Below are 19205 nucleotides of genomic sequence, written 5' to 3' on the forward strand. Positions count from 1 at the left end.
AGCGCTAACATACTCACGTCTTTGTAGGAAGGCCCTTAGGCCCACCCACGTCACGAAGGAAAGCATGATGTTGAAGGATACCGTAGCCCGTGTCACCGACCGGATCATCGAACGCAGCGCGCCAAGCCGGGGGGCCTATCTGGCGCGGATGCGCCGCGCCGCCGAGGAAGGGCCGGCGCGGGCGCATCTTTCGTGCAGCGGGCAGGCGCATGCCTATGCCGGTGCGGGGCAGGACCAAGCCGCGCTGGCGACGCAATCGGCGGGCAATATCGGGATCATCACGACTTATAATGACATGCTGTCGGCGCACCAGCCGTTCGAACGCTTTCCGACCCTGATCCGCGACACCGCGCGCGCGGCGGGCGGGACGGCACAGGTTGCAGGCGGCGTGCCTGCGATGTGTGACGGCGTGACCCAAGGCACCCCGGGGATGGAGCTGAGCCTGTTCTCGCGTGACATCATCGCCATGGCGGCGGGCGTCGGGTTAAGCCACAACACTTTCGATTCCGCGATCTATCTGGGGGTCTGTGACAAGATCGTGCCCGGTCTGGTGATCGCGGCGCAGGCTTTCGGGCATCTGCCGGCGGTGTTCCTGCCTGCGGGGCCGATGACCTCGGGTATCTCCAACGACGAGAAAGCGATCGTGCGCCAGAAATTCGCCGCAGGCGAGGCCACGCGCGAAGAGCTGATGGCCTCGGAGATGGCGGCCTACCACGGGCCGGGAACCTGCACCTTCTATGGCACCGCCAACACCAACCAGATGTTGATGGAGTTCATGGGCCTGCACCTGCCCGGCGCGTCCTTTGTGAACCCCAATACGCCCCTGCGTGATGCGCTGACCGTCGCGGGGACGCAGCGGGCGCTGGCGATTAGCCATCTGGGCAATGAATACACACCCGTTTGCGATGTGCTGGACGAAAAAGCCTATGTGAACGGCATCGTCGGCCTGCATGCGACGGGCGGGTCGACCAACCTGCTGATCCACCTTGTCGCGATGGCGCGGGCCGGTGGGATCGTGCTGGACTGGCAGGATTTCTCGGACCTTGCCGATGTCACGCCGCTGCTGGCGCGGGTCTATCCGAACGGCTTGGCCGATGTGAACCACTTCCACGCGGCGGGAGGCTTGGGCTTTATGATCGGTCAGCTCATGGCGGGCGGCTTGCTGCATGACGAGGTCAAGACCATCGCGGGCGACGGGCTGTCGCGCTACACCCAAGACCCCAAGCTCAAGGATGGCGCGATCGAATGGGTCGCAGGCCCGACCGAGACGCTGAACGAAAAGATCGTGCGCCCCATTGGCGATCCTTTCCAGCCCACGGGCGGGTTGAAACGTCTGGCGGGGAATCTTGGCAATGCGGTCACCAAAGTCTCTGCCGTGAAGCCGGAGCATCACATCGTCGAAGCCCCGATCCGCGTGTTCCATGATCAGGAAAGCGTGAAAGACGCCTATCGCAATGGTGAGTTCAACGAGGATGTCATCGTCGTCGTGCGTTTTCAGGGGCCCAAGGCCAACGGCATGCCCGAATTGCACAGCCTGACGCCGGTGCTGGCGAACCTGCAGGCGCGCGGGCTGAAGGTGGCGCTGGTCACCGACGGGCGTATGTCCGGTGCCTCGGGCAAGGTATTGAGCGCGATCCACGTGTGTCCCGAAGCGGTGGACGGCGGGCCGATTGCACGTTTGCAAGACGGTGATATCGTGCGCGTCGACGCCCGCGACGGGCAGCTGACGGTCCTGACCCCCGGCGCGATGGAGCGCCCGGTCGCCACGGCTGATCTGTCGGGCAATGAATACGGGCAGGGGCGCGAGCTGTTTGCCACTTTCCGCAACACGGTTGGCGCGGCTGATACCGGCGCCAGCAGCATTTGAACCTGACCAGAGGATGATCCGATGACCCCGCAAGACGCCAGCGCCGCTGCCTATGCCATCTGTAAACGTGCCCCCATTGTGCCGGTCCTGGTGGTGCATGACGCGCTGCACGCCCGCCCTCTGGCCGAAGCTTTGGTCGCAGGCGGATTGCCCGCGCTAGAGGTGACGCTGCGCACCGATGCCGCGCTTGAGGTCATTGCCGAGATGGCAAAGGTCGAAGGCGGCGTTGTCGGGGCGGGCACGTTGCTCACCCCCGATGATGTCAAACGTGCGGTGGATGCGGGCGCGACCTTTGGTGTGTCGCCCGGTGCCACGGATAAACTGCTGCAAGCGGCCGAAGATCTGGGCCTGCCGATGTTGCCCGGTGCCGCCACCGCGTCAGAGGCGATGCGTCTTTATGAACGCGGCTATGATATGCTCAAGTTCTTCCCCGCCGAAGCTGCGGGTGGGGCACCCTTCCTGAAATCGCTGTCCTCGCCGCTGCCTCAGGTGCGGTTCTGCCCCACGGGCGGCGTGAGCCCTGCCAATGCGGAAAGCTACCTGTCGCTGCCCAATGTGGTTTGCGCGGGCGGCAGTTGGGTCGCGCCGGACAATCTGATGCGCAAGGGCGATTGGGCGGCGATCACCGAACTGGCCCGCGCCGCCAGCACCCTAGGCAGCCGCGGCTAAAGCGACGCCGCCGCGCGGCTGGCCTGATCATACTGACCCGAGATCGCGCGTAGCTGCGCCGCGATCTCGCGCAGGTCGTCGCCTTTGATATCGGTGCGCCCCATGCTGTCGATCAGGCAGGTGTTGCGCACCGCGCGGTAGGTCTCTATCAGCTCGGCCCCGCTGGCGGAGGTGCGATAGAACACCTCCTTTCCGCGTTTCTCGGCCTCTAGCAGGCCGGATTTCAGCAGTTTGCGCAGCGCGTAGTTCACCGTATGCGTATCTTCGATATTCAGCAGAAAGCAGATGTCCGTCAGCCGTTTTTCACGGTCGCGGTGGTTGGTGTTGTGCAGGACCAGAATTTCCAGCGGGGTCAGGTCGGCATTGCCCGCCGCCGCCATACAGCGCGACATCCAGCGCGAGAAGGCGTTATAGGCGATGATCATCCCGTATTCGAGCTCGGACGCTTCCCATCCTTCGCCCTCGGCAAGGTGACGGGACGAAACGATACGGCGGGACGGGTGCGATTTTGGGTCTGACATCAGTGCCTCAAGGCTGGTTTTCACTGTCGTTATGTTAGCGAATTGTCGGTATCGCGCAATCCGTCTGTGCGCCAAGGACACGCCCGCCCGAGAAAAATGTACCAAGGATAGCGCGACGCGGCAGGGCGCGGTAGCAAAGGGGCAACGGGTGCCGACCCTTACAGCCATTGCGATAGGAGTGACGATGCTGCGATTTCTTGTGCCGGTACTGGCCGCGCTTTTGCTTTTGCCCGTGGGTGCGCAGGCGACAGAGCGGGAACGCCTTGGCTATGGCCGTCTGATTTCCAATGATTCCATCGGAGAGTTTCGCGACCGCGAGCGCACGGGCTCCTATGTGTCGTCCCGCGTCTGGGGGCCTGAGTGGACGGGGCGCTTGCCGGACCGCTTTGGGCAGTTGATCGAGCTGCGTTTGGGGGTAGAGGTACTGGCACCCGCGAACCTGCGTCGCCCGCAAGCCGGATCGCGCCCATGGGCCGGTGCCCTGTCCGTCGGAATGCACACCCATTTCGAACGCGATGCTGTGGAATATTCGGTCGGGGCCGCGATCTACGCCACCGGTCCACAGACCCATCTGGATGATCTGCAACGGGGGCTTCACGACATCATCGACGCGACCTCGCCCTCTGATCGGGTGTTGGATAACCAGATCGAAGACGGCTTTCACCCTACGGTTCTGGTCGAGATCGGGCGCAGCTTTCCGATGGGCGCGCGGACAAGCCTGCGCCCCTTTGTCGAAGGGCAGGCGGGGATAGAGACATTCGTTCGCGCGGGCTTTGACCTGACCTTTGGCGACATCACACGCGGGGAAATGTTGGTGCGCGACAGCACCACCGGCCAGCGTTACCGCGTGGTGCAGAACCGCGAGGCCACGGGCTTTGGCTTTGTCGTTGGGGCCGATATCGCGCGCGTCAGCGACAGCGTGTTCCTGCCGTCGGATCGTGGCTATGACCTGACCCCGCGCCGCGATCGTGTGCGTGCCGGGGTGCATTGGCAGGGCAAGCGGGCCTCGGCGTTCTATGGTCTGACGTGGCTGGGCAAGGAATACGAGACGCAGCCCGATCACCAGCTTGTCGGCTCTGTACGCATCAAGATCGACTTCTGACGCGCAGGCCCCGTGCAACGGGTGATTCGTTCTTTCCAGCGGGGAACGGTTTTGATAGCCTTGGGGCAATAATAATACGACGAGGCACGAACAGTGGTCAAAACGGGCTTTCGAGGCACGTTTGTCATAAGCTGGTCGCAGACAGAAATAGACGGGCTGGACGCCGCACCGGTGCAATCCCTCAAGGTGGGGGCAGCCTGGGCATGGCGGGGCGATTCAATTCGCGTTGACGGGCCGAATGACGTGTTGCGGCTGGATCAGGCGGACGAGGCAGGGGATCTGCGCAGACGGGCTGCGCGGATGGTGCATCGTTTGGTCGGGGCCGCCCTGGACAGCACCACGCCGCCGCACCGGTCTTTCGCCAGTGACCGCGACACCCCTTTGATGGACAACAGCTTTACCGTGACCGACGGCGCGCAGACCTATCTGGTGACAGTGATCGAGGTCGGTCAGGGCAGCCAGCCGCTGCTGATGTTCCTTGACGCGCTGCCGCCGCGCAATACCGATCTGTGGGTCGTCGCGCATACATTGAATACCGCCGCGGCGGATCGTGCGGCGCAATACAGCAGCGGCGTCATCTGCTTTACCCCCGGCACGATGATCCGCACCGCCGATGGCGCGCGCCGGATCGAACAACTGCGCGAGGGCGATCACGTCCAGACGAAAGACAACGGCCTGCAACCTGTGCGCTGGATCGGTAGCCGCCGGATGAGCGGGGCGCGATTGTTCGCGATGCCGCAGCTGCGCCCCATCCGGTTTCGCGCCGGTGCTTTGGGGGATGCTCAGCCTGACGCGGATCTGCTGGTGTCGCCCAGCCACCGGATGCTGGTGAAGGGGCGCGTCGCGCATGACTTGTTCAACACGGACGAGGTGCTTGTCACCGCGCGGGATCTGGTGAACGGGCGCAGTGTCACCATCGATGCCCATGCGCGCGAGGTGACCTATATCCATCTCCTGCTCGATTTCCACGAGGTGCTTTGGGCCAACGGCGTAGAGACGGAAAGCTTTCACCCTGCCTCTGCCGCGCTAGAGACATTGGACGCGACCGACCGCGCGCGGCTGCTGGACCAGTTTCCACAGATCGCCTTTGATCCGCATACCTATGGCGGCTATGCGCGGCGTAATCTGTCGATGTCCGAAGCGGCGATCCTCGCGCACGCCGCCTGACGCCGCCGGATCGCCTGCTTTCCTGGGGCGGGCCTAGCTGTCTGCCTTGCCCGCGATCAATGCCTGCACGATGGCTTTTGCGCTGTCGCTCGACCAATCCGCATCACCGCGCAGGCGTGCGATTTCACGTCCCTCGGGGTCCATGATCACGGTGATCGGCAGGCCGAAAATGCCCATCTGACTGGCCAGCGCCTGTTTCGGGTCCTGGTGGCGTGGCAGGCTATCGACGCCCGCATCCGCGAAGAACCGTTTGATCCCGTCGGGCGTGTTGCGCCCCGTGGCGATGGTCAGCACCTCGAAATCATCGCCGCCGAATTCCTTTTGCAGCGCGTTCAGCTGCGGCATTTCCTTGCGGCAGGGCGCGCACCATGTGGCCCAGAAGTTGATCAGCACATATTTGCCCTGCCACGCCTCAAGCGTCGTCTCGCCGCCGTCATCCTCAAGCTGGAACGCGACAGAAGGAGGTGGCAACGGGGGAATCGTGCACGACCAGTTTCTTCATATCACCGTCGCGCAGGGGCTTGATGTCGACGCTTTGCCCAAAGCTGGGGTTTGCACCAAGGGCAAGGGCCGTATAAACGAGCGCGAGCATAATCTTTTTCATTTTCCCTCCGAGGGGTTGCCTGATGACCGATACGACTTCGAACAAAATGTGGGGTGGCCGTTTTGCCGCCGGACCAGACGCGATCATGGAGGCGATCAACGCCTCGATCTCGTTTGACCAGCGTATGGCCGCCCAGGACATTGCCGGGTCGCGTGCCCATGCTGCCATGTTGGCTGCACAAGACATCATTAGTGATAGCGATGCCGACGCCATTCGGAAAGGGTTGCTCACGGTGTTGTCAGAGATCGAGGGCGGGACATTCGCCTATTCGACCGCGCTGGAAGACATCCACATGAACGTCGAGGCGCGCCTGAAAGAGGTGATCGGCGAACCCGCAGGCCGTCTGCACACGGGCCGGTCGCGCAACGATCAGGTCGCGACCGATTTCAAACTGTGGACCCGCGACCAGTTCGACGCCGCCGAAAGCGGATTGTTGGCGTTGATCAAGGCCTTGCTGGGTCAGGCAGAGGCCGGAGCCGATTGGGTCATGCCCGGTTTTACCCATTTGCAAACCGCGCAGCCGGTCACCTGGGGCCACCACATGATGGCCTATGTCGAGATGTTTGGCCGCGATCTGAGCCGGATGCGCGACGCACGGGCACGGATGAATGAATCGCCTTTGGGCGCGGCTGCGCTTGCGGGCACGTCCTTTCCGATTGACCGCGACATGACCGCACAGGCGCTTGGCTTTGACCGTCCGGCCGCCAATTCGCTGGACGCGGTCAGCGACCGTGACTTCGCGCTTGAATTCCTGAGCGCTGCGTCGATCTGCGCCATGCACCTGAGCCGTTTCGCCGAAGAGCTGGTGATCTGGTCCTCGGCGCAGTTCCGTTTCGTGACCCTGTCGGACCGTTTCTCGACCGGGTCGAGCATCATGCCGCAGAAGAAGAACCCCGACGCGGCAGAGTTGATCCGCGCCAAGATCGGCCGGATCATGGGGGCCAATGTGGCTCTGATGATGGTGATGAAGGGGTTGCCGCTGGCCTATTCCAAGGACATGCAGGAAGACAAGGAACAGGTCTTTGACGCCGCGGACAACCTGATGCTGGCGCTGGCCGCGATGGAAGGCATGGTTAAGGATATGTCCGCCAACCGCGAAAGCCTTGCTGCGGCGGCGGGATCGGGCTTTTCCACCGCGACCGATCTGGCCGATTGGCTGGTCCGCGTGCTGGGGCTGCCGTTCCGCGATGCGCATCACATCACCGGATCGCTGGTGGCGCTGGCCGAACAGAACGGCTGCGACCTGCCGGACCTGACGCTGGAGCAGATGCAATCGGCCCATGGCGACATCACGGCAGATGTCTTTGACGTTTTGGGCGTGGAAAATTCCGTCAATTCGCGTATGTCTTACGGTGGCACCGCGCCCGCACAGGTGCGCGCGCAGGTGGCCCGCTGGAAAGGGATCATCGGATGAAACCCGTCGCTGCTATTGCCTTGTTGCTGACTCTCGCCGCCTGTGGTGTGGACGGGGAACCCGTGCCGCCGCAGGTCAATAGCACGGTGACGCTGTCGTCGTCGGGCATGTCGGTGGGCACTGGCGTCACCCTTGGCCGTGGCCCGTTCCGGCTGGGTCTGGGGGCGGCGCTGTGATCCGCGCGGCGGTGCTGGCCGTGGTTGCACTGGCGGTACTGGCGGGCTGTGACAGCGCGCAACGCCATGCGCCAAGCGCCCATGACAGCCGCGCCTATCCCCCCGCGACGGATACCGCCAGCCGCAAGCATCGCAGCAACTATGAACCCGGTGTGCATATCTCGGGGCATGTGGATGTGGGCGTTTCCAAGACATTCTGACCGGCGGGGCGGGTGGCGCTGATTGCCATTCCCGCCGCCTTTGGTATTGGGGTAAGCTGTGGTCTGCCGCGATGCCTGTCCCCGCGGTCCGCCGCCCGTAAACGATCGCCGGCAGCTTTCGGCGGGAAAAGCTTAGGAGCCTGAAACTATGGATCATTTCCTGTACCGCGATGGCGCGCTGTTCGCCGAGGATGTCGCCATCTCCGAGATCGCAGCCGCGGTCGGCACGCCCTTTTACGTCTATTCGACCGCCACGCTGCTGCGCCACTTCAAGGCTTTTGACGATGCGCTGGACGGGATGGACCATCTGGTCTGCTACGCGATGAAGGCGAACTCGAACCAAGCGGTGCTGAAAACGCTCGCGCAGGCGGGGGCGGGCATGGATGTGGTGTCGGCGGGGGAATACCTGCGTGCCAAGGCGGCAGGCGTGCCGGGCGACAAGATCGTGTTCTCGGGCGTGGGCAAGACCGTGTCGGAAATCCGGCTCGCGCTTGAGGGCGGCATCCGCCAGTTCAATGTCGAATCCGAACCCGAGATGGAGGTGCTGGACGCCGTCGCACGGTCGATGGACAAGGTCGCGCCGATCACCATCCGCGTGAACCCCGATGTCGACGCCAAAACCCATGCCAAGATCGCGACCGGCAAGTCCGAGAATAAATTCGGTATCCCCATTGCCCGCGCCCGCGAGGTCTATCGCATGGCCGCCGCGATGCCGGGCCTGGAGGTCGTGGGCATCGATGTGCACATCGGCAGCCAGCTGACCGATCTGACGCCGTTCGAACTGGCGTACCAGAAGGTTGCGGAGCTGACAGAGCAGCTGCGCGCCGACGGGCATACCATCCGTCGTCTGGATTTGGGCGGCGGGCTGGGAATCCCCTATGAGCGTAGCAATGCCGCCCCGCCACTGCCCACGGATTACGGCGCAATGGTGCAAAAGACGCTTGGTCATCTGGGCTGCGAGATCGAGATCGAGCCCGGCCGCCTGATCGCGGGCAACGCCGGCCTCATGGTGAGCGAGGTGATCTATGTTAAATCCGGCGAGGGCCGCGATTTCCTGATCATCGACGGTGCGATGAACGACCTGATCCGCCCCGCCATGTACGAAGCCCATCATGATATCATCCCCGTCGTCGAAGCCGAAGCAGGGGCCGAGCAGCAGCCCTATGACATTGTCGGGCCGGTCTGCGAATCCGGTGATACCTTTGCCAAGCAGCGCATGATGCCAAAGCTGGCCGCGGGCGATCTGGTGGCCTTCCGCAGTGCCGGTGCCTATGGCGCGGTGATGGCCAGCGAATACAACTCTCGTGCGCTGATCCCCGAGGTGCTGGTCCATGGCGATCAATTTGCGGTTATCCGCCGACGCCCGACCTTTGACGAAATGATAAATCGCGATACCATTCCTGAATGGCTGTGACCGCGCCTTGCGTGTCCGGCTTTTGAAAGCAGGGCCCGCATGACGTTTTTCACCGCCAAGGATGACGACCACTCGCCCGAGCAGGGTCTCAAGTCGATCCGTTGGCCCCTGCGTCTGACCTGGGCCGGTATCTGGGCCGAGGTGTTGGTGCAGGCGTTCTGGCCGCTGATCGCCTTGGTGCTGGCTGTTCTGGCGGTGCTGATGCTGGGGCTGCACGATAGCGTGCCGATGTCCGTCGTGACGGGCGCTGTCGTTGCGGTGACGCTGGCCGCTGTCGGGGCGCTGGTCTATGCGCTGCGCCATTTACGCATCCCCCGCCGGATAGAGGCGCTGACCCGCCTTGACGCCAGCCTACCCGGACGCCCCATTCAGGCGCTGATGGATGTGCAGGCGATCGGCACGGGGGATGCTGCCTCTGCTGCGGTGTGGCAGGCGCATCAGCGCCGCATGGCCGCCCGTGCCGCCGCTGCGCAGGCGGTGGCTGCGGACTTGCGCATGGCGCGCCGTGATCCCTTTGCCCTGCGCTATGTCGCGCTGCTGGCTTTCGTTACGGCGCTGGTCTTTGGGTCGGTGCTGCGCATCGGGTCGGTTGCGGGTTTGACGGCGGGCGGGGGGGCTTTGGCCTCCGGTCCGGTCTGGGAAGGCTGGGCGGAGCCGCCGCGCTATACCGGCAAGCCGACGCTCTATCTCTCCGATCTTGCGGAGGGGCCGTTGAACCTGCCCGCGGGCACGCTGATCACCCTGCGCATGTATGGCGAAGTGGGGGCGCTGTCGGTGACCGAGACCGTTTCGGGCCAGCCCCAGCCAGAGGGGGACGCCCCCGCCATCGTGCAGGATTTCAAGGTGAGCCAAAGCGGACAGATCGCCATTGACGGGCCGAACGGGCGGACGTGGGACGTGACGATGCTGCCCGACGCCAAACCGCAGGTCGAGATTGCAGGCCCCCCCGAGGTGACCGCCCTTGGCGAGATGCAACTGCCCTTTGTGGCGCGGGACGACTACGGCGTCGAAGCGGGCGAGGCGCGGATCGATCTGGATCTGGCCGCTGTGGACCGCCGCTATGGGCTGGCGATTGACCCTGATCCGCGGGCCGAGATGATCGTGCCGCTGTCACTGCCCATTGCCGGGGACCGCCGCGATTTCGAAGAGAACCTGATCGACGATTTTTCCAAACATCCTTGGGCCAACCTGCCGGTCACCGTCACGCTGAGCGTGCTGGATGCGTCGGAACAACAGGCGACCACCCCGCCGACGCAGATGACCCTGCCGGGACGACGCTTTTTCGATCCGCTGGCGGCGGCCGTTATCGAACAACGGCGCGATCTGCTGTGGGCCAAGGGCAACGCCGACACCCTCGCGCAGGTCTTGCGGGCGGTGTCCTATCGTCCGGGGGATGTGTTCCGCTCTGACACGGCGGCGCTGCGCTTGCGGCGGCTAATTGAACGGATCGAAATTCGCGCCCGCTATGGTTTGTCCGACGAGGTGCAGACCGAGATCGCGGATGATCTATGGGATCTGGCGATTGAACTGGAGGAAGGCGTGCTGGCCGATGCGCTGGACCGGATGCGCCGCGCACAGGAGCGTTTGCAAGAGGCGATGAAGAACGGCGCCTCGGACGCCGAGATCGCAGAGCTGATGGAAGAGCTGCGCCGCGCCACCGACGACTATATGCGCCAGTTGCAACGCCAGCAGGCGCAAGAAGGTGAGAACGGCGACCAGCAGCAAGGCCAGCAGGGCGAGACCATGCAGATGACGCAGGACGACCTGCAACGCATGATGGACCGGATTCAGGAACTGATGGAGCAGGGCCGCATGGCAGAGGCCGAACAGGCGCTGCGCGAGCTGCAAGAGATGATGGAGAACATGCGCGTTACCCAAGGCCAGCCGGGCGAAGGTGGGCAATCCGAGGGTGAACAGGCGATGGAGGGGCTGGCCGATAGCCTGCGTGAGCAGCAAGAGCTAAGCGATCAGGCCTTCCGCGATTTGCAGGACAGGTTCAACCCCAATGCCGATGATGGCCAGCAACAGGGGCAGGACCAGGGCCAGCAACCCGGCCCGCAACAGGAGGGCAACCAGCCCGGCCAACCGGGGCAGCAGCCGGGCCAGAACAACGGCCAGGGCGAACCGGGGCAGGGACAGGGGTCGATCGCCGACCGTCAGCAAGCGCTGCGCGATGAGCTGCGCCGTCAGGAAGGGCGTCTGCCCGGTGGCGGCACCCCGGAAGGTGACGCCGCGCGCGATGCGCTGGACCGTGCGGGCCGCGCGATGGACGGTGCCGAAGAGGCTTTGCGCCGCGACGATCTGGCCGAAGCGATCGATAACCAGTCGCAGGCGATGGAAGCGCTGCGCGAGGGCATGCGCGCCTTGGGCGAGGCGATGGAACAGGACCAGCAGGCGTCCGAACCCGGGCAAGGCACCGCGCAGGGCAGCCGCCGTGCCGAGAACACGGACCCTTTAGGGCGCGAACAGGGGGCGAATGGCGCGCAGGGGTCAGAGGGTGATCTGGCGCTGGATAATGACGCCTATGGCCGCGCGCGTGAACTGCTGGACGAGATCCGTCGCCGCTCGGGCGAGGCGACGCGGCCAGAGGTCGAACGCGACTACCTGCGCCGTCTTCTGGACCGCTTCTGATAGGATTGATGACGCAAGGACGGGGCCGCCAAAAGGACGGGCCCGATCCGTTTTAGCTGCCCGACTGCGACGCCCGTGCATCCAGCCATTGCAGCGTTGATTGCAACATCTCGTCCAGCCATTGGCGCGCGCTGTCCACCTGCGCGACGTAAAGCGCAAGATAGGGGCGCAGCGCGGGAACCGCCTCCGAGATTTGCGGCGAAAAGACGTATAGCAGCACCAGCACAGAGGCGAGCGCGACAATCAGCACGAACCCGCGGCTGAACCCGCTACGCTGTTTCGGGTCCACATGGGTATCGCGCCCGGCGTCTGCGCCCATGTTCGGGATCACGCGCCGTTCTGATCCGGTGCGCAGGGTGGAGTTGATCTCTTCGATATCGGGCAACAATTCGCGGCGTGATGCAACGGCCGCCGCGGCGGCTGTGGTCTCGGCAGCGCTGTGCTGCTCTTCGCCGCGCAGACGCGACATGCGGGCCTTGGCCTGCTGCGCGCGTTCGCTTTCGCTGGGTTGGTCTGCTTCTTCAAGCCCCAGATCAGGCTGGCTTTCAAGGGTCTCTGCCTGACGACGACGGCGGGCTTCTTGTTCCGCCTCGGCCTCTTGCCGGAGAATATCGGCGACCGATGGGTCAAGCTGCTTGCGCGGTGGCGGGGCGGGATGCGCGGGTTCGCCCGCGTCGGGGTCTTCCGCTGCGTCTTCGTCGGGCTCGGGCGGGCTTGCTGGGGCGGGCGCATCTGCATCGCCTTCGCGCGCGACGCCGTCATCCGCATCATCGCGCGCCGACAGAGCGGCGGAAACCGTGCTGATCCTGCCGTCGTCCTCTTCATCGAGAGGGGGGAAATCGGGGTGATGCTGGAACCAGGTCTGGCCACAGTTCGAACATTGCACATCGCGACCGGAAGAGGGCATCACCTCGTCCGGGACCTCGTACTGCGCATCGCAATTGGGACAGATCAGTCTCATGTTGCGCCCCGAACCATTGGAAACCTCTTCGTTTTCACGTCAGATCAACCTTATGTCCTAGAAAACCGTAGGAAAAGTGCAATCTTCATGCAATGGCTGCGCCGGGGTGCATTGAAACCCAAGCGGTGCTGGGGCACAACAGTTCAAACCAAGCGGGATATGCGTGTGATCGAGTTTGAAAACGTGGCCTACAGCTATGGCGGGGGCGAGCTTTTGTCCGATATCTCGGTCAAGCTGGCGCCGGGGTCGTTCCATTTTCTGACGGGTCCGTCCGGCTCTGGCAAGACCACTTTGATGAAGCTCTGCTATGGCGCGCTGCTGCCCACGGCGGGGCATGTGTCGCTGTTTGGCAAGGACGTGCGTGCGATGGACCGCGATGATATCGCGATGATCCGGCGGCGTGTGGGCGTGGTGCACCAGGATTGCCAATTCCTGAACCATTTGCCGGTTGCGGAAAACATCGGTTTGCCGCTGACCGTGTCGGGCCGCCATGCGGAAACCGGCGGCGACGATCTGCAAGAGCTGCTGTCGTGGGTCGGGCTGAGCAGCCGCGCCGACGCCCTGCCGCCAGAGCTGTCGGGCGGTGAGCGCCAGCGTGCGGCGCTGGCCCGTGCGGTGATCATGTCGCCCGATGTGGTGCTTGCGGATGAACCCACCGGCAACGTCGATTGGGAAATGTCGCAGCGCCTGCTTCGCCTGCTGGTAGAGCTGAACCGCATGGGCAAGACCGTGTTGATCGCGACCCACGATCTGGGGCTGATCCGTGCCACCAAGGCGCAGGTGCAGGCGCGTGTCTTGCGTATCGCCAACCGGCGCATCCAGCTGGCGGGGGCGGATCTATGAAGATGCTGCGCATTGCGCTGACCGCGCTGTGGAACGGCGACCGTCAGGCGGACCGTGTGGTGCCGCCGTCGGGATTTACCGCCCAGTTGACCCTGTTTGCCGCGGGAACGATGGCGTTTCTGGCGGTCTTTGCGTTGGCGCTGTCGCTGGCGTCGGGGCGGTTGGCGAATATCTGGGGGCAAGAGTTGGCACGCACCGCGACGATCCGGGTTGTGGCCCCCATCGACCAGCGCAGCGCGCAGACCGAGGCCGCCTTGCGCATCCTCGAGACGACCAAAGGCGTCGCCACAGCCCGCGCCCTCACGGATGAAGAGCAGCAATCCCTGCTGGCCCCCTGGTTCGGTCCGGAACTGGCCATTGATGCCCTGCCGGTGCCCCGCCTGATCGAGATCATCGAAGAGGACGACGGCATGGACGCCGATGGCCTGCGCCTGCGCCTCGCGGCAGAGGTGCCAGGGGCGGTTCTGGACAATCACAGCCGCTGGCGCGCGCCGCTGGTCAAGGCCGCGTCGCGGCTGAAGCTTCTGGGCTGGGTCTCCATGATCCTGATCATCGCGACGCTGGCCGCGATGGTGACACTTGCCGCCAATGCGGCGCTGTCGGCCAACGCTCAGGTCATCGCCGTTTTGCGTCTGGTGGGCGCGACCGACAGCTATATCGCGCAGGCCTTTATCCGGCGTTTCACCCTGCGTGCGCTGACCGGCGCTGCGGCGGGCACGGGGGTCGGGCTGCTGGCGATACTGCTGTTGCCAAGCACCGCTGACGCGGGGGGCTTTCTGACGGGTTTGGGCTTTCAGGGCTGGCACTGGGTTGTGCCGCTGGTGATCCCGTTTCTGTCCGGTGGCGTCGCCTTTGCGGCGACAGGGGCGGCCGCGCGCCGTACATTAAAGGAACTCGCATAATGTTGCAGTGGATACGATCCTTGACCTTCATCGTGCTGGCCACGGTCTATATGCCGCTTTTGGGGCTGCTTTACGCGCCTTGGGCGATGTTCTCGCGGCGGGGGGCCTATGCGGCGTGCAAGGCCTATGCGGCGGGGACCATGTGGATGGCGAAGGTCATCGTCGGGTTGCGGTGCGAGGTGCGGGGCGATGTGCCGGACGGGGCCGTGTTGGTCGCCGCTAAACACCAGTCTTTCCTTGATATCCTGATGATCTTTCACATTCTGCCGCGCGCGAAATTTATCATGAAACGCGAGATCCTGATGACGCCGGTGATCGGGCAATATGCCAAGCGCATGCAGATGGTCGCGGTGAACCGTGGCAAACGTGGTGCGGCGATTTCCAAGATGCTGGCCGATGTCAAAGCGGGCGAGGCCGAACCGGGCCAGCTTGTCATCTATTCACAAGGCACACGCGTCGCGCCCGGCCTGTCGGTACCCTACAAGGCAGGCACTGCCGCACTGTACGAGCAGATGGGCCAGCCCTGCGTCCCCGTCGCCACCAACGCCGGATATTTCTGGCCCCGGCGCGGGCTGTACCGGCGTCCGGGTGTGGCAGTGGTCGAGTTCCTGACCCCCATCGCACCGGGGTTGGAGCGGGCCGCCTTCATGAAACGGCTTGAAGAAACGGTCGAGACACGGTCGGACGCGCTCTTGGCCGAGGCGGGGTTCAAAACCCCTCAACCGAGATAGGTGCTGCCCCTACCGATCGGTGCGCACGACGGTTAGGACACAACGGTTAGAACACAAAAAAGGGTGGGCCAAACGGTCCACCCTTTGTCGTTTCAATACAGGCGGCTGCCTTACATATGGATCGGGCCGTCGCCACAGGCCAGCGCCGCTTCGCGGACCGCTTCGGAGTAGGTCGGGTGCGCATGGCAGGTCATCGCCAGATCCTCGGCAGAGGCTCCGAATTCCATCGCAACGCAGACCTCGTGGATCAGATCGCCGGCACCGGGGCCGATGATATGCGCGCCGAGGATGCGGTCTGTTTCCTTGTCGGCGATCAGCTTGACGAAGCCTTCGCCCGCAAAGACGGCCTTGGCACGGGCGTTGCCCATAAAGCTGAATTTGCCGACCTTATAGGCGCGGCCTGCTTCTTTCAGCTGCTCTTCGGTGGCACCGACATTGGCAACCTCGGGGTGGGTGTAGATCACGCCGGGGATCACGCCATAGTTCACGTGGCCATGTTTGCCCGCCACGACCTCTGCTGCCGCCATGCCTTCGTCTTCGGCCTTATGCGCCAGCATCGGGCCTTCAATGACGTCGCCGATAGCGTAGATGCCTTTGACCGAGGTTTCCCAGGTGTCGCTGACCGCGATCTGGCCGCGCTTGGTCAGTTCGACGCCCAGACCTTCAAGGCCCAGCCCGTCGTGGAACGGCTTGCGGCCTGTGGAGACGAGAACAACATCGGCGTCCAACGTGTGTTCGCTGTCATCCTTGCGCAGCTTGTAGGTCACCTTGGCTTTGGTCTTGGAGGCCTCGGTGCCTTGTACGGCGGCGCCCATGACAAAGTTGACGCCCTGCTTTTTCAGGATACGCATAAAGTTCTTCTGGACTTCGCCGTCCATGCCGGGGGTGATCGCATCGAGATATTCGACAACCGTCACCTCGGCCCCCAGACGCGCGTAGACAGAGCCGAGTTCGAGCCCGATGACGCCCGCGCCGATCACGACCAGCTTTTTCGGGATCTTGTTCAGCGCCAGCGCGCCGGTAGAGGTGACGACGACCTTTTCGTCAACCTCGACACCGGGAAGGGCAGAGGGTTCGGACCCTGTGGCGATGATGATGTTCTTGGCCTCGTGGATCTCATCACCGACCTTGACCTTGCCAGCTTCGGGGATGGTGGCCCAGCCTTTGATCCAGTCGATCTTGTTCTTCTTGAACAGGAACTCGATCCCCTTGGTGTTGGTGTCGATCGTGTTCTGTTTGTAGGTTTGCATCTGCGCCCAATCGACCGAAGGGCTTTTACCCTTGAGGCCCATATCGGCAAAGTTGTGTTCGGCTTCGTGCAGCATATGCGTGGCATGCAGCAGCGCCTTGGACGGGATACAGCCGACGTTCAGGCAGGTGCCGCCCAACGTCTCGCGGCCCTCGACACAGGCGGTTTTGAGGCCCAGTTGGGCGCAGCGGATGGCGGATACATAGCCGCCGGGGCCGGAGCCGATGATGATGACATCGTAGCTGGACATGGAAGGTCTCCTTGGTGGTCGGGAATTGGGGTAGAGTAGAAAGTGTGGCGTTCAGGCATGAAGGGGCGGGGCGTGTTGCGGTCAAGGCTAGGGGGCGCTGCCCCCGTGCGCAAGCGCACGCCCCCGGGATCTATGCCATTTGGAAGATCAAAACAGCGCGGCCAGCAGCATCAGCACCGTAGCACCCAGGCCCACGGCCCAGATCAGCGAGCGTCCGGGACGCAGGCCAAGCGCATAGGCGGGCACATAGGCGACGCGGGCCGCGAGGAAGATCCATGCGAGAATGGCGGTGTAGGTCGTGTTCTGGCCGGACATCTGCAGCACCACGACTGCGACGGCGAAAAGCGCCAGCGCTTCGAACATATTGTTGAACGCGCGGCCCAGACGGGCGGTCCTGTCAGAGAGCGATTTCGACGGTTCTCGGTCGCGCGCGGACATGGTGTAGCCGGGGCCGACCTCGCGGTTGGCAGGGATCGCATAGGCGACAAAGGTCACGACCTGAAGCAGCGCCGCGAGGGTCAGAACGGTGAGTTCGGGTGTCATCTTGGCGGTCCGCTATAGCGCGAGGAAGTAGAGAATGGCGGTGGCGGCAAAGCCCGCCAGCCATGCGAGGGTCCGGATCGCGGGCACGCCAAGCGCATAGACCGGCAGATAGATGATCCGCGCGATGAGGAAGACCTGCGCGGCCAGCAGGGACGTGGCATTGGTGCGGTCCAGCATTTCGAGGATCAGCACCGCCGGGGCAAAGAGCGCCATTGCCACGATGGAGTTGTCCAATGCGCGTTTCAGCCGGGCGGTCATGCCGGTCATCGACCGGTCTTCGTCGCGCGACGAGAGCAGATAGCCCAGGCTGAGTTGTTGCGCACCGCCCAGAACCTGAAGCAAGATTGTCAGCATAACGAGCAGGCCATAGGCGGCGAGGATCGTGGTCTCTGTCATCATTTGTCCTTTCCGGGCGGTGGGTGTGGTGGGTTACAGGTCCATCAGCAGGCGGCGTGGGTCTTCGAGCGCTTCTTTCACGCGGACGAGGAAGGTCACGGCACCTTTGCCGTCCACGATGCGGTGGTCATAGCTGAGCGCCAGATACATCATCGGACGGATCACGACCTGACCATTGATCGCCATGGGGCGGTCTTGGATCTTGTGCATCCCGAGGATACCCGATTGTGGCGGGTTCAGGATCGGCGAAGACATCAGCGAGCCATAGACACCACCATTAGAGATAGTGAAAGTGCCGCCCTGCATTTCCGCCATGGAGAGTTTGCCGTCGCGGGCCTTGGCCCCCAGTTCACCGATTTCCTTTTCGATGTCGGCAAAGGACATCGCTTGCGCGTCCTTGACCACGGGCACGACCAGGCCGGTGGGTGTGCCGGCCGCGATGCCCATGTTGACGTAGTTCTTGTAGACCACATCGGTGCCGTCGATTTCGGCATTCACTTCGGGCACTTCGTTCAGGGCGTGGATACAGGCCTTGGTGAAGAAGGACATGAAGCCGAGTTTAACGCCGTGCTTTTTCAGGAACAGGTCTTTGTATTCGTTCCGCAGGGCCATGATCTCTGTCATGTCGACCTCGTTATAGGTCGTCAGCATGGCGGCGGTGTTCTGGCTGTCTTTCAGACGTTTCGCGATGGTCTGGCGCAGACGGGTCATCTTGACGCGTTCCTCGCGGGCGGCGTCCTGCGGGGCCGATGGGGCGCGTGGCGCGGCGGCGGCAGGCTTTGCCGCGTTCTTGCCAGCGGCAACGGCCTTGGCCACGTCTTCCTTCATCACACGTCCGTCGCGGCCTGTGCCGGTGACCTGATCGCGGCTGATGCCGGCTTCGGCCATGGCTTTCTTGGCGGAAGGCGCGTCTTCGACATCGCCCGAGGGCGCGTTGCCGGGGGCAGGGACCTGACCGCCCGCTTTGGGTTCAGCGGTATCATCGGCGGGTTTGCTTGCGCTGCCGCCTTCGCCCTGGCTGATCACGGCGAGCTTGCCGTTGGCCTCGACCGTGCTGCCTTCTTCGGCGATGATCTGGGTCAGCGTGCCCGATGTCGGCGCGGGCACTTCGACGCTGACCTTGTCGGTTTCCAGCTCGCACAGCATTTCATCGGCTTCGACGTGGTCACCGACGGTCTTGAACCACGTGCTGACGGTCGCCTCGGACACGGATTCGCCCAAGGTGGGGACCATGACGTCGACATCATCGGCAGCGTCGCGGGGTTTCACGTCTTCGGCACCAGCATCGACCGCCTTGGGGGCTTCGGATTTCGCTGGGGCCGCATCCCCTTCGGAGATATTGGCCAGCAGCGCGTCAACGCCGACGGTTTCGCCTTCGGCGGCGACGATGTCGGCCAGAGTGCCCGCCACGGGGGAGGGCACTTCGACGGTGACCTTATCGGTTTCCAGTTCGCAGAGCATTTCGTCGACTGCGACGCTATCGCCGGGCTTTTTGAACCATGTTGCCACGGTCGCTTCGGTTACGGATTCACCCAAGGTAGGGACGCGTACTTCGCTTGTCATGG

At 63.7% G+C, this 19205-nt stretch carries 18 protein-coding genes and 1 pseudogene; 12 read left to right on the plus strand and 7 right to left on the minus strand.

Annotation, left to right across the window (positions count from 1 at the left end; translation table 11 throughout):
* Positions 1-64: 64 nt before the first annotated feature.
* Together edd and eda are read left to right on the plus strand one after the other, a co-directional pair.
* Positions 65-1867: a phosphogluconate dehydratase gene (gene edd / locus SJY36_RS02290; RefSeq protein WP_386172757.1), complete on the plus strand. Its 1803-nt coding sequence runs from the start codon at positions 65-67 to the stop codon at positions 1865-1867.
* A gap of 21 nt (positions 1868-1888) precedes the next feature.
* The gene (gene eda, locus SJY36_RS02295) at positions 1889-2536 is read left to right on the plus strand and encodes a bifunctional 4-hydroxy-2-oxoglutarate aldolase/2-dehydro-3-deoxy-phosphogluconate aldolase (protein WP_005851466.1); all 648 of its coding nucleotides are present in this window, start codon (positions 1889-1891) and stop codon (positions 2534-2536) included.
* On the opposite strand, the gene SJY36_RS02300 is transcribed toward eda, so the two are convergent.
* Complete coding sequence (locus tag SJY36_RS02300; RefSeq protein WP_174226595.1) at positions 2533-3057, minus strand: winged helix DNA-binding protein; 525 nt, start codon at positions 3055-3057, stop codon at positions 2533-2535. The two genes, eda and SJY36_RS02300, sit on opposite strands and share 4 nt — an antisense overlap.
* A gap of 184 nt (positions 3058-3241) precedes the next feature.
* Between SJY36_RS02300 and SJY36_RS02305 the strand changes: the two genes are divergently transcribed.
* Both SJY36_RS02305 and SJY36_RS02310 read left to right on the plus strand, forming a co-directional pair.
* A complete protein-coding gene (locus SJY36_RS02305) occupies positions 3242-4159 on the plus strand; it encodes a lipid A-modifier LpxR family protein (protein WP_386172760.1) in 918 nt (305 codons plus the stop codon).
* Positions 4160-4252: 93 nt separating this feature from the next.
* Complete coding sequence (locus SJY36_RS02310) at positions 4253-5326, plus strand: Hint domain-containing protein (protein ID WP_386172762.1); 1074 nt, start codon at positions 4253-4255, stop codon at positions 5324-5326.
* 33 nt (positions 5327-5359) lie between these two features.
* On the opposite strand, the pseudogene SJY36_RS02315 reads toward SJY36_RS02310, so the two are convergent.
* Positions 5360-5930: pseudogene (locus tag SJY36_RS02315) on the minus strand (TlpA disulfide reductase family protein).
* 22 nt (positions 5931-5952) lie between these two features.
* On the opposite strand from SJY36_RS02315, the gene argH reads away from it, so the two are divergent.
* The 5 genes from argH to SJY36_RS02340 all read left to right on the plus strand — a co-directional run bounded on the left by argH (position 5953) and on the right by SJY36_RS02340 (position 11765).
* On the plus strand, positions 5953-7344 hold the full coding sequence (argH, locus tag SJY36_RS02320) for an argininosuccinate lyase (protein WP_005851479.1): 1392 nt from the start codon (positions 5953-5955) through the stop codon (positions 7342-7344).
* Positions 7341-7520, plus strand: a complete 180-nt coding sequence (locus tag SJY36_RS02325; protein ID WP_005851482.1) for a hypothetical protein — start codon at positions 7341-7343, stop codon at positions 7518-7520. Before argH ends, SJY36_RS02325 begins: the two co-directional genes overlap by 4 nt.
* Positions 7517-7720 (plus strand): hypothetical protein, encoded by a 204-nt coding sequence (locus SJY36_RS02330; RefSeq protein ID WP_278376391.1) that lies wholly within the window; start codon positions 7517-7519, stop codon positions 7718-7720. Before SJY36_RS02325 ends, SJY36_RS02330 begins: the two co-directional genes overlap by 4 nt.
* Before the next feature lie 148 nt (positions 7721-7868).
* Positions 7869-9134, plus strand: a complete 1266-nt coding sequence (lysA, locus tag SJY36_RS02335; protein WP_037943238.1) for a diaminopimelate decarboxylase — start codon at positions 7869-7871, stop codon at positions 9132-9134.
* A gap of 39 nt (positions 9135-9173) precedes the next feature.
* Positions 9174-11765, plus strand: coding sequence for a TIGR02302 family protein (locus SJY36_RS02340; RefSeq protein WP_386172765.1), 2592 nt, complete (start codon positions 9174-9176; stop codon positions 11763-11765).
* A 52-nt stretch (positions 11766-11817) separates the two neighbouring features.
* On the opposite strand, the gene SJY36_RS02345 is transcribed toward SJY36_RS02340, so the two are convergent.
* Positions 11818-12726 (minus strand): zinc-ribbon domain-containing protein, encoded by a 909-nt coding sequence (locus SJY36_RS02345; protein ID WP_386172767.1) that lies wholly within the window; start codon positions 12724-12726, stop codon positions 11818-11820.
* Between the two features lie 165 nt (positions 12727-12891).
* On the opposite strand from SJY36_RS02345, the gene SJY36_RS02350 reads away from it, so the two are divergent.
* Genes SJY36_RS02350 through SJY36_RS02360 form a run of 3 tightly spaced genes read left to right on the plus strand, consistent with a single transcriptional unit; the run spans position 12892 to position 15202 of the window.
* Entirely contained in the window at positions 12892-13569 is a 678-nt protein-coding gene (locus SJY36_RS02350; protein ID WP_037954577.1) for a cell division ATP-binding protein FtsE, read from the plus strand.
* A complete protein-coding gene (locus tag SJY36_RS02355) occupies positions 13566-14471 on the plus strand; it encodes an ABC transporter permease (protein WP_005851493.1) in 906 nt (301 codons plus the stop codon). The genes SJY36_RS02350 and SJY36_RS02355 overlap by 4 nt, the downstream gene beginning before the upstream one ends.
* Entirely contained in the window at positions 14471-15202 is a 732-nt protein-coding gene (locus SJY36_RS02360) for a 1-acyl-sn-glycerol-3-phosphate acyltransferase (protein ID WP_317937639.1), read from the plus strand. Before SJY36_RS02355 ends, SJY36_RS02360 begins: the two co-directional genes overlap by 1 nt.
* Positions 15203-15312: 110 nt before the next feature.
* On the opposite strand, the gene lpdA is transcribed toward SJY36_RS02360, so the two are convergent.
* The 4 genes from lpdA to odhB all read right to left on the minus strand — a co-directional run bounded on the left by lpdA (position 15313) and on the right by odhB (position 19203).
* Positions 15313-16701, minus strand: a complete 1389-nt coding sequence (gene lpdA / locus SJY36_RS02365; protein WP_278424885.1) for a dihydrolipoyl dehydrogenase — start codon at positions 16699-16701, stop codon at positions 15313-15315.
* Positions 16702-16848: 147 nt separating this feature from the next.
* The gene (locus SJY36_RS02370; RefSeq protein WP_005851499.1) at positions 16849-17244 is read right to left on the minus strand and encodes an MAPEG family protein; all 396 of its coding nucleotides are present in this window, start codon (positions 17242-17244) and stop codon (positions 16849-16851) included.
* A gap of 12 nt (positions 17245-17256) precedes the next feature.
* Entirely contained in the window at positions 17257-17643 is a 387-nt protein-coding gene (locus SJY36_RS02375) for an MAPEG family protein (RefSeq protein WP_005851501.1), read from the minus strand.
* A gap of 30 nt (positions 17644-17673) precedes the next feature.
* Entirely contained in the window at positions 17674-19203 is a 1530-nt protein-coding gene (odhB, locus tag SJY36_RS02380) for a 2-oxoglutarate dehydrogenase complex dihydrolipoyllysine-residue succinyltransferase (RefSeq protein ID WP_005851503.1), read from the minus strand.
* Positions 19204-19205: the final 2 nt, after the last annotated feature.

Source organism: Sulfitobacter sp. R86518, assembly GCF_042466275.1.
Lineage (GTDB): Bacteria > Pseudomonadota > Alphaproteobacteria > Rhodobacterales > Rhodobacteraceae > Sulfitobacter > Sulfitobacter pontiacus.

Coding starts and splice junctions, on each gene's coding strand:
- edd (WP_386172757.1), top strand. CDS start 65: ATGATGTTGAAGGATACCGTAGCCCGTGTCACCGACCGGATCATCGAA.
- eda (WP_005851466.1), top strand. CDS start 1,889: ATGACCCCGCAAGACGCCAGCGCCGCTGCCTATGCCATCTGTAAACGT.
- SJY36_RS02300 (WP_174226595.1), bottom strand. CDS start 3,057: ATGTCAGACCCAAAATCGCACCCGTCCCGCCGTATCGTTTCGTCCCGT.
- SJY36_RS02305 (WP_386172760.1), top strand. CDS start 3,242: ATGCTGCGATTTCTTGTGCCGGTACTGGCCGCGCTTTTGCTTTTGCCC.
- argH (WP_005851479.1), top strand. CDS start 5,953: ATGACCGATACGACTTCGAACAAAATGTGGGGTGGCCGTTTTGCCGCC.
- SJY36_RS02325 (WP_005851482.1), top strand. CDS start 7,341: ATGAAACCCGTCGCTGCTATTGCCTTGTTGCTGACTCTCGCCGCCTGT.
- lysA (WP_037943238.1), top strand. CDS start 7,869: ATGGATCATTTCCTGTACCGCGATGGCGCGCTGTTCGCCGAGGATGTC.
- SJY36_RS02340 (WP_386172765.1), top strand. CDS start 9,174: ATGACGTTTTTCACCGCCAAGGATGACGACCACTCGCCCGAGCAGGGT.
- SJY36_RS02345 (WP_386172767.1), bottom strand. CDS start 12,726: ATGAGACTGATCTGTCCCAATTGCGATGCGCAGTACGAGGTCCCGGAC.
- SJY36_RS02355 (WP_005851493.1), top strand. CDS start 13,566: ATGAAGATGCTGCGCATTGCGCTGACCGCGCTGTGGAACGGCGACCGT.
- SJY36_RS02360 (WP_317937639.1), top strand. CDS start 14,471: ATGTTGCAGTGGATACGATCCTTGACCTTCATCGTGCTGGCCACGGTC.
- lpdA (WP_278424885.1), bottom strand. CDS start 16,701: ATGTCCAGCTACGATGTCATCATCATCGGCTCCGGCCCCGGCGGCTAT.
- SJY36_RS02370 (WP_005851499.1), bottom strand. CDS start 17,244: ATGACACCCGAACTCACCGTTCTGACCCTCGCGGCGCTGCTTCAGGTC.
- SJY36_RS02375 (WP_005851501.1), bottom strand. CDS start 17,643: ATGATGACAGAGACCACGATCCTCGCCGCCTATGGCCTGCTCGTTATG.
- odhB (WP_005851503.1), bottom strand. CDS start 19,203: ATGACAAGCGAAGTACGCGTCCCTACCTTGGGTGAATCCGTAACCGAA.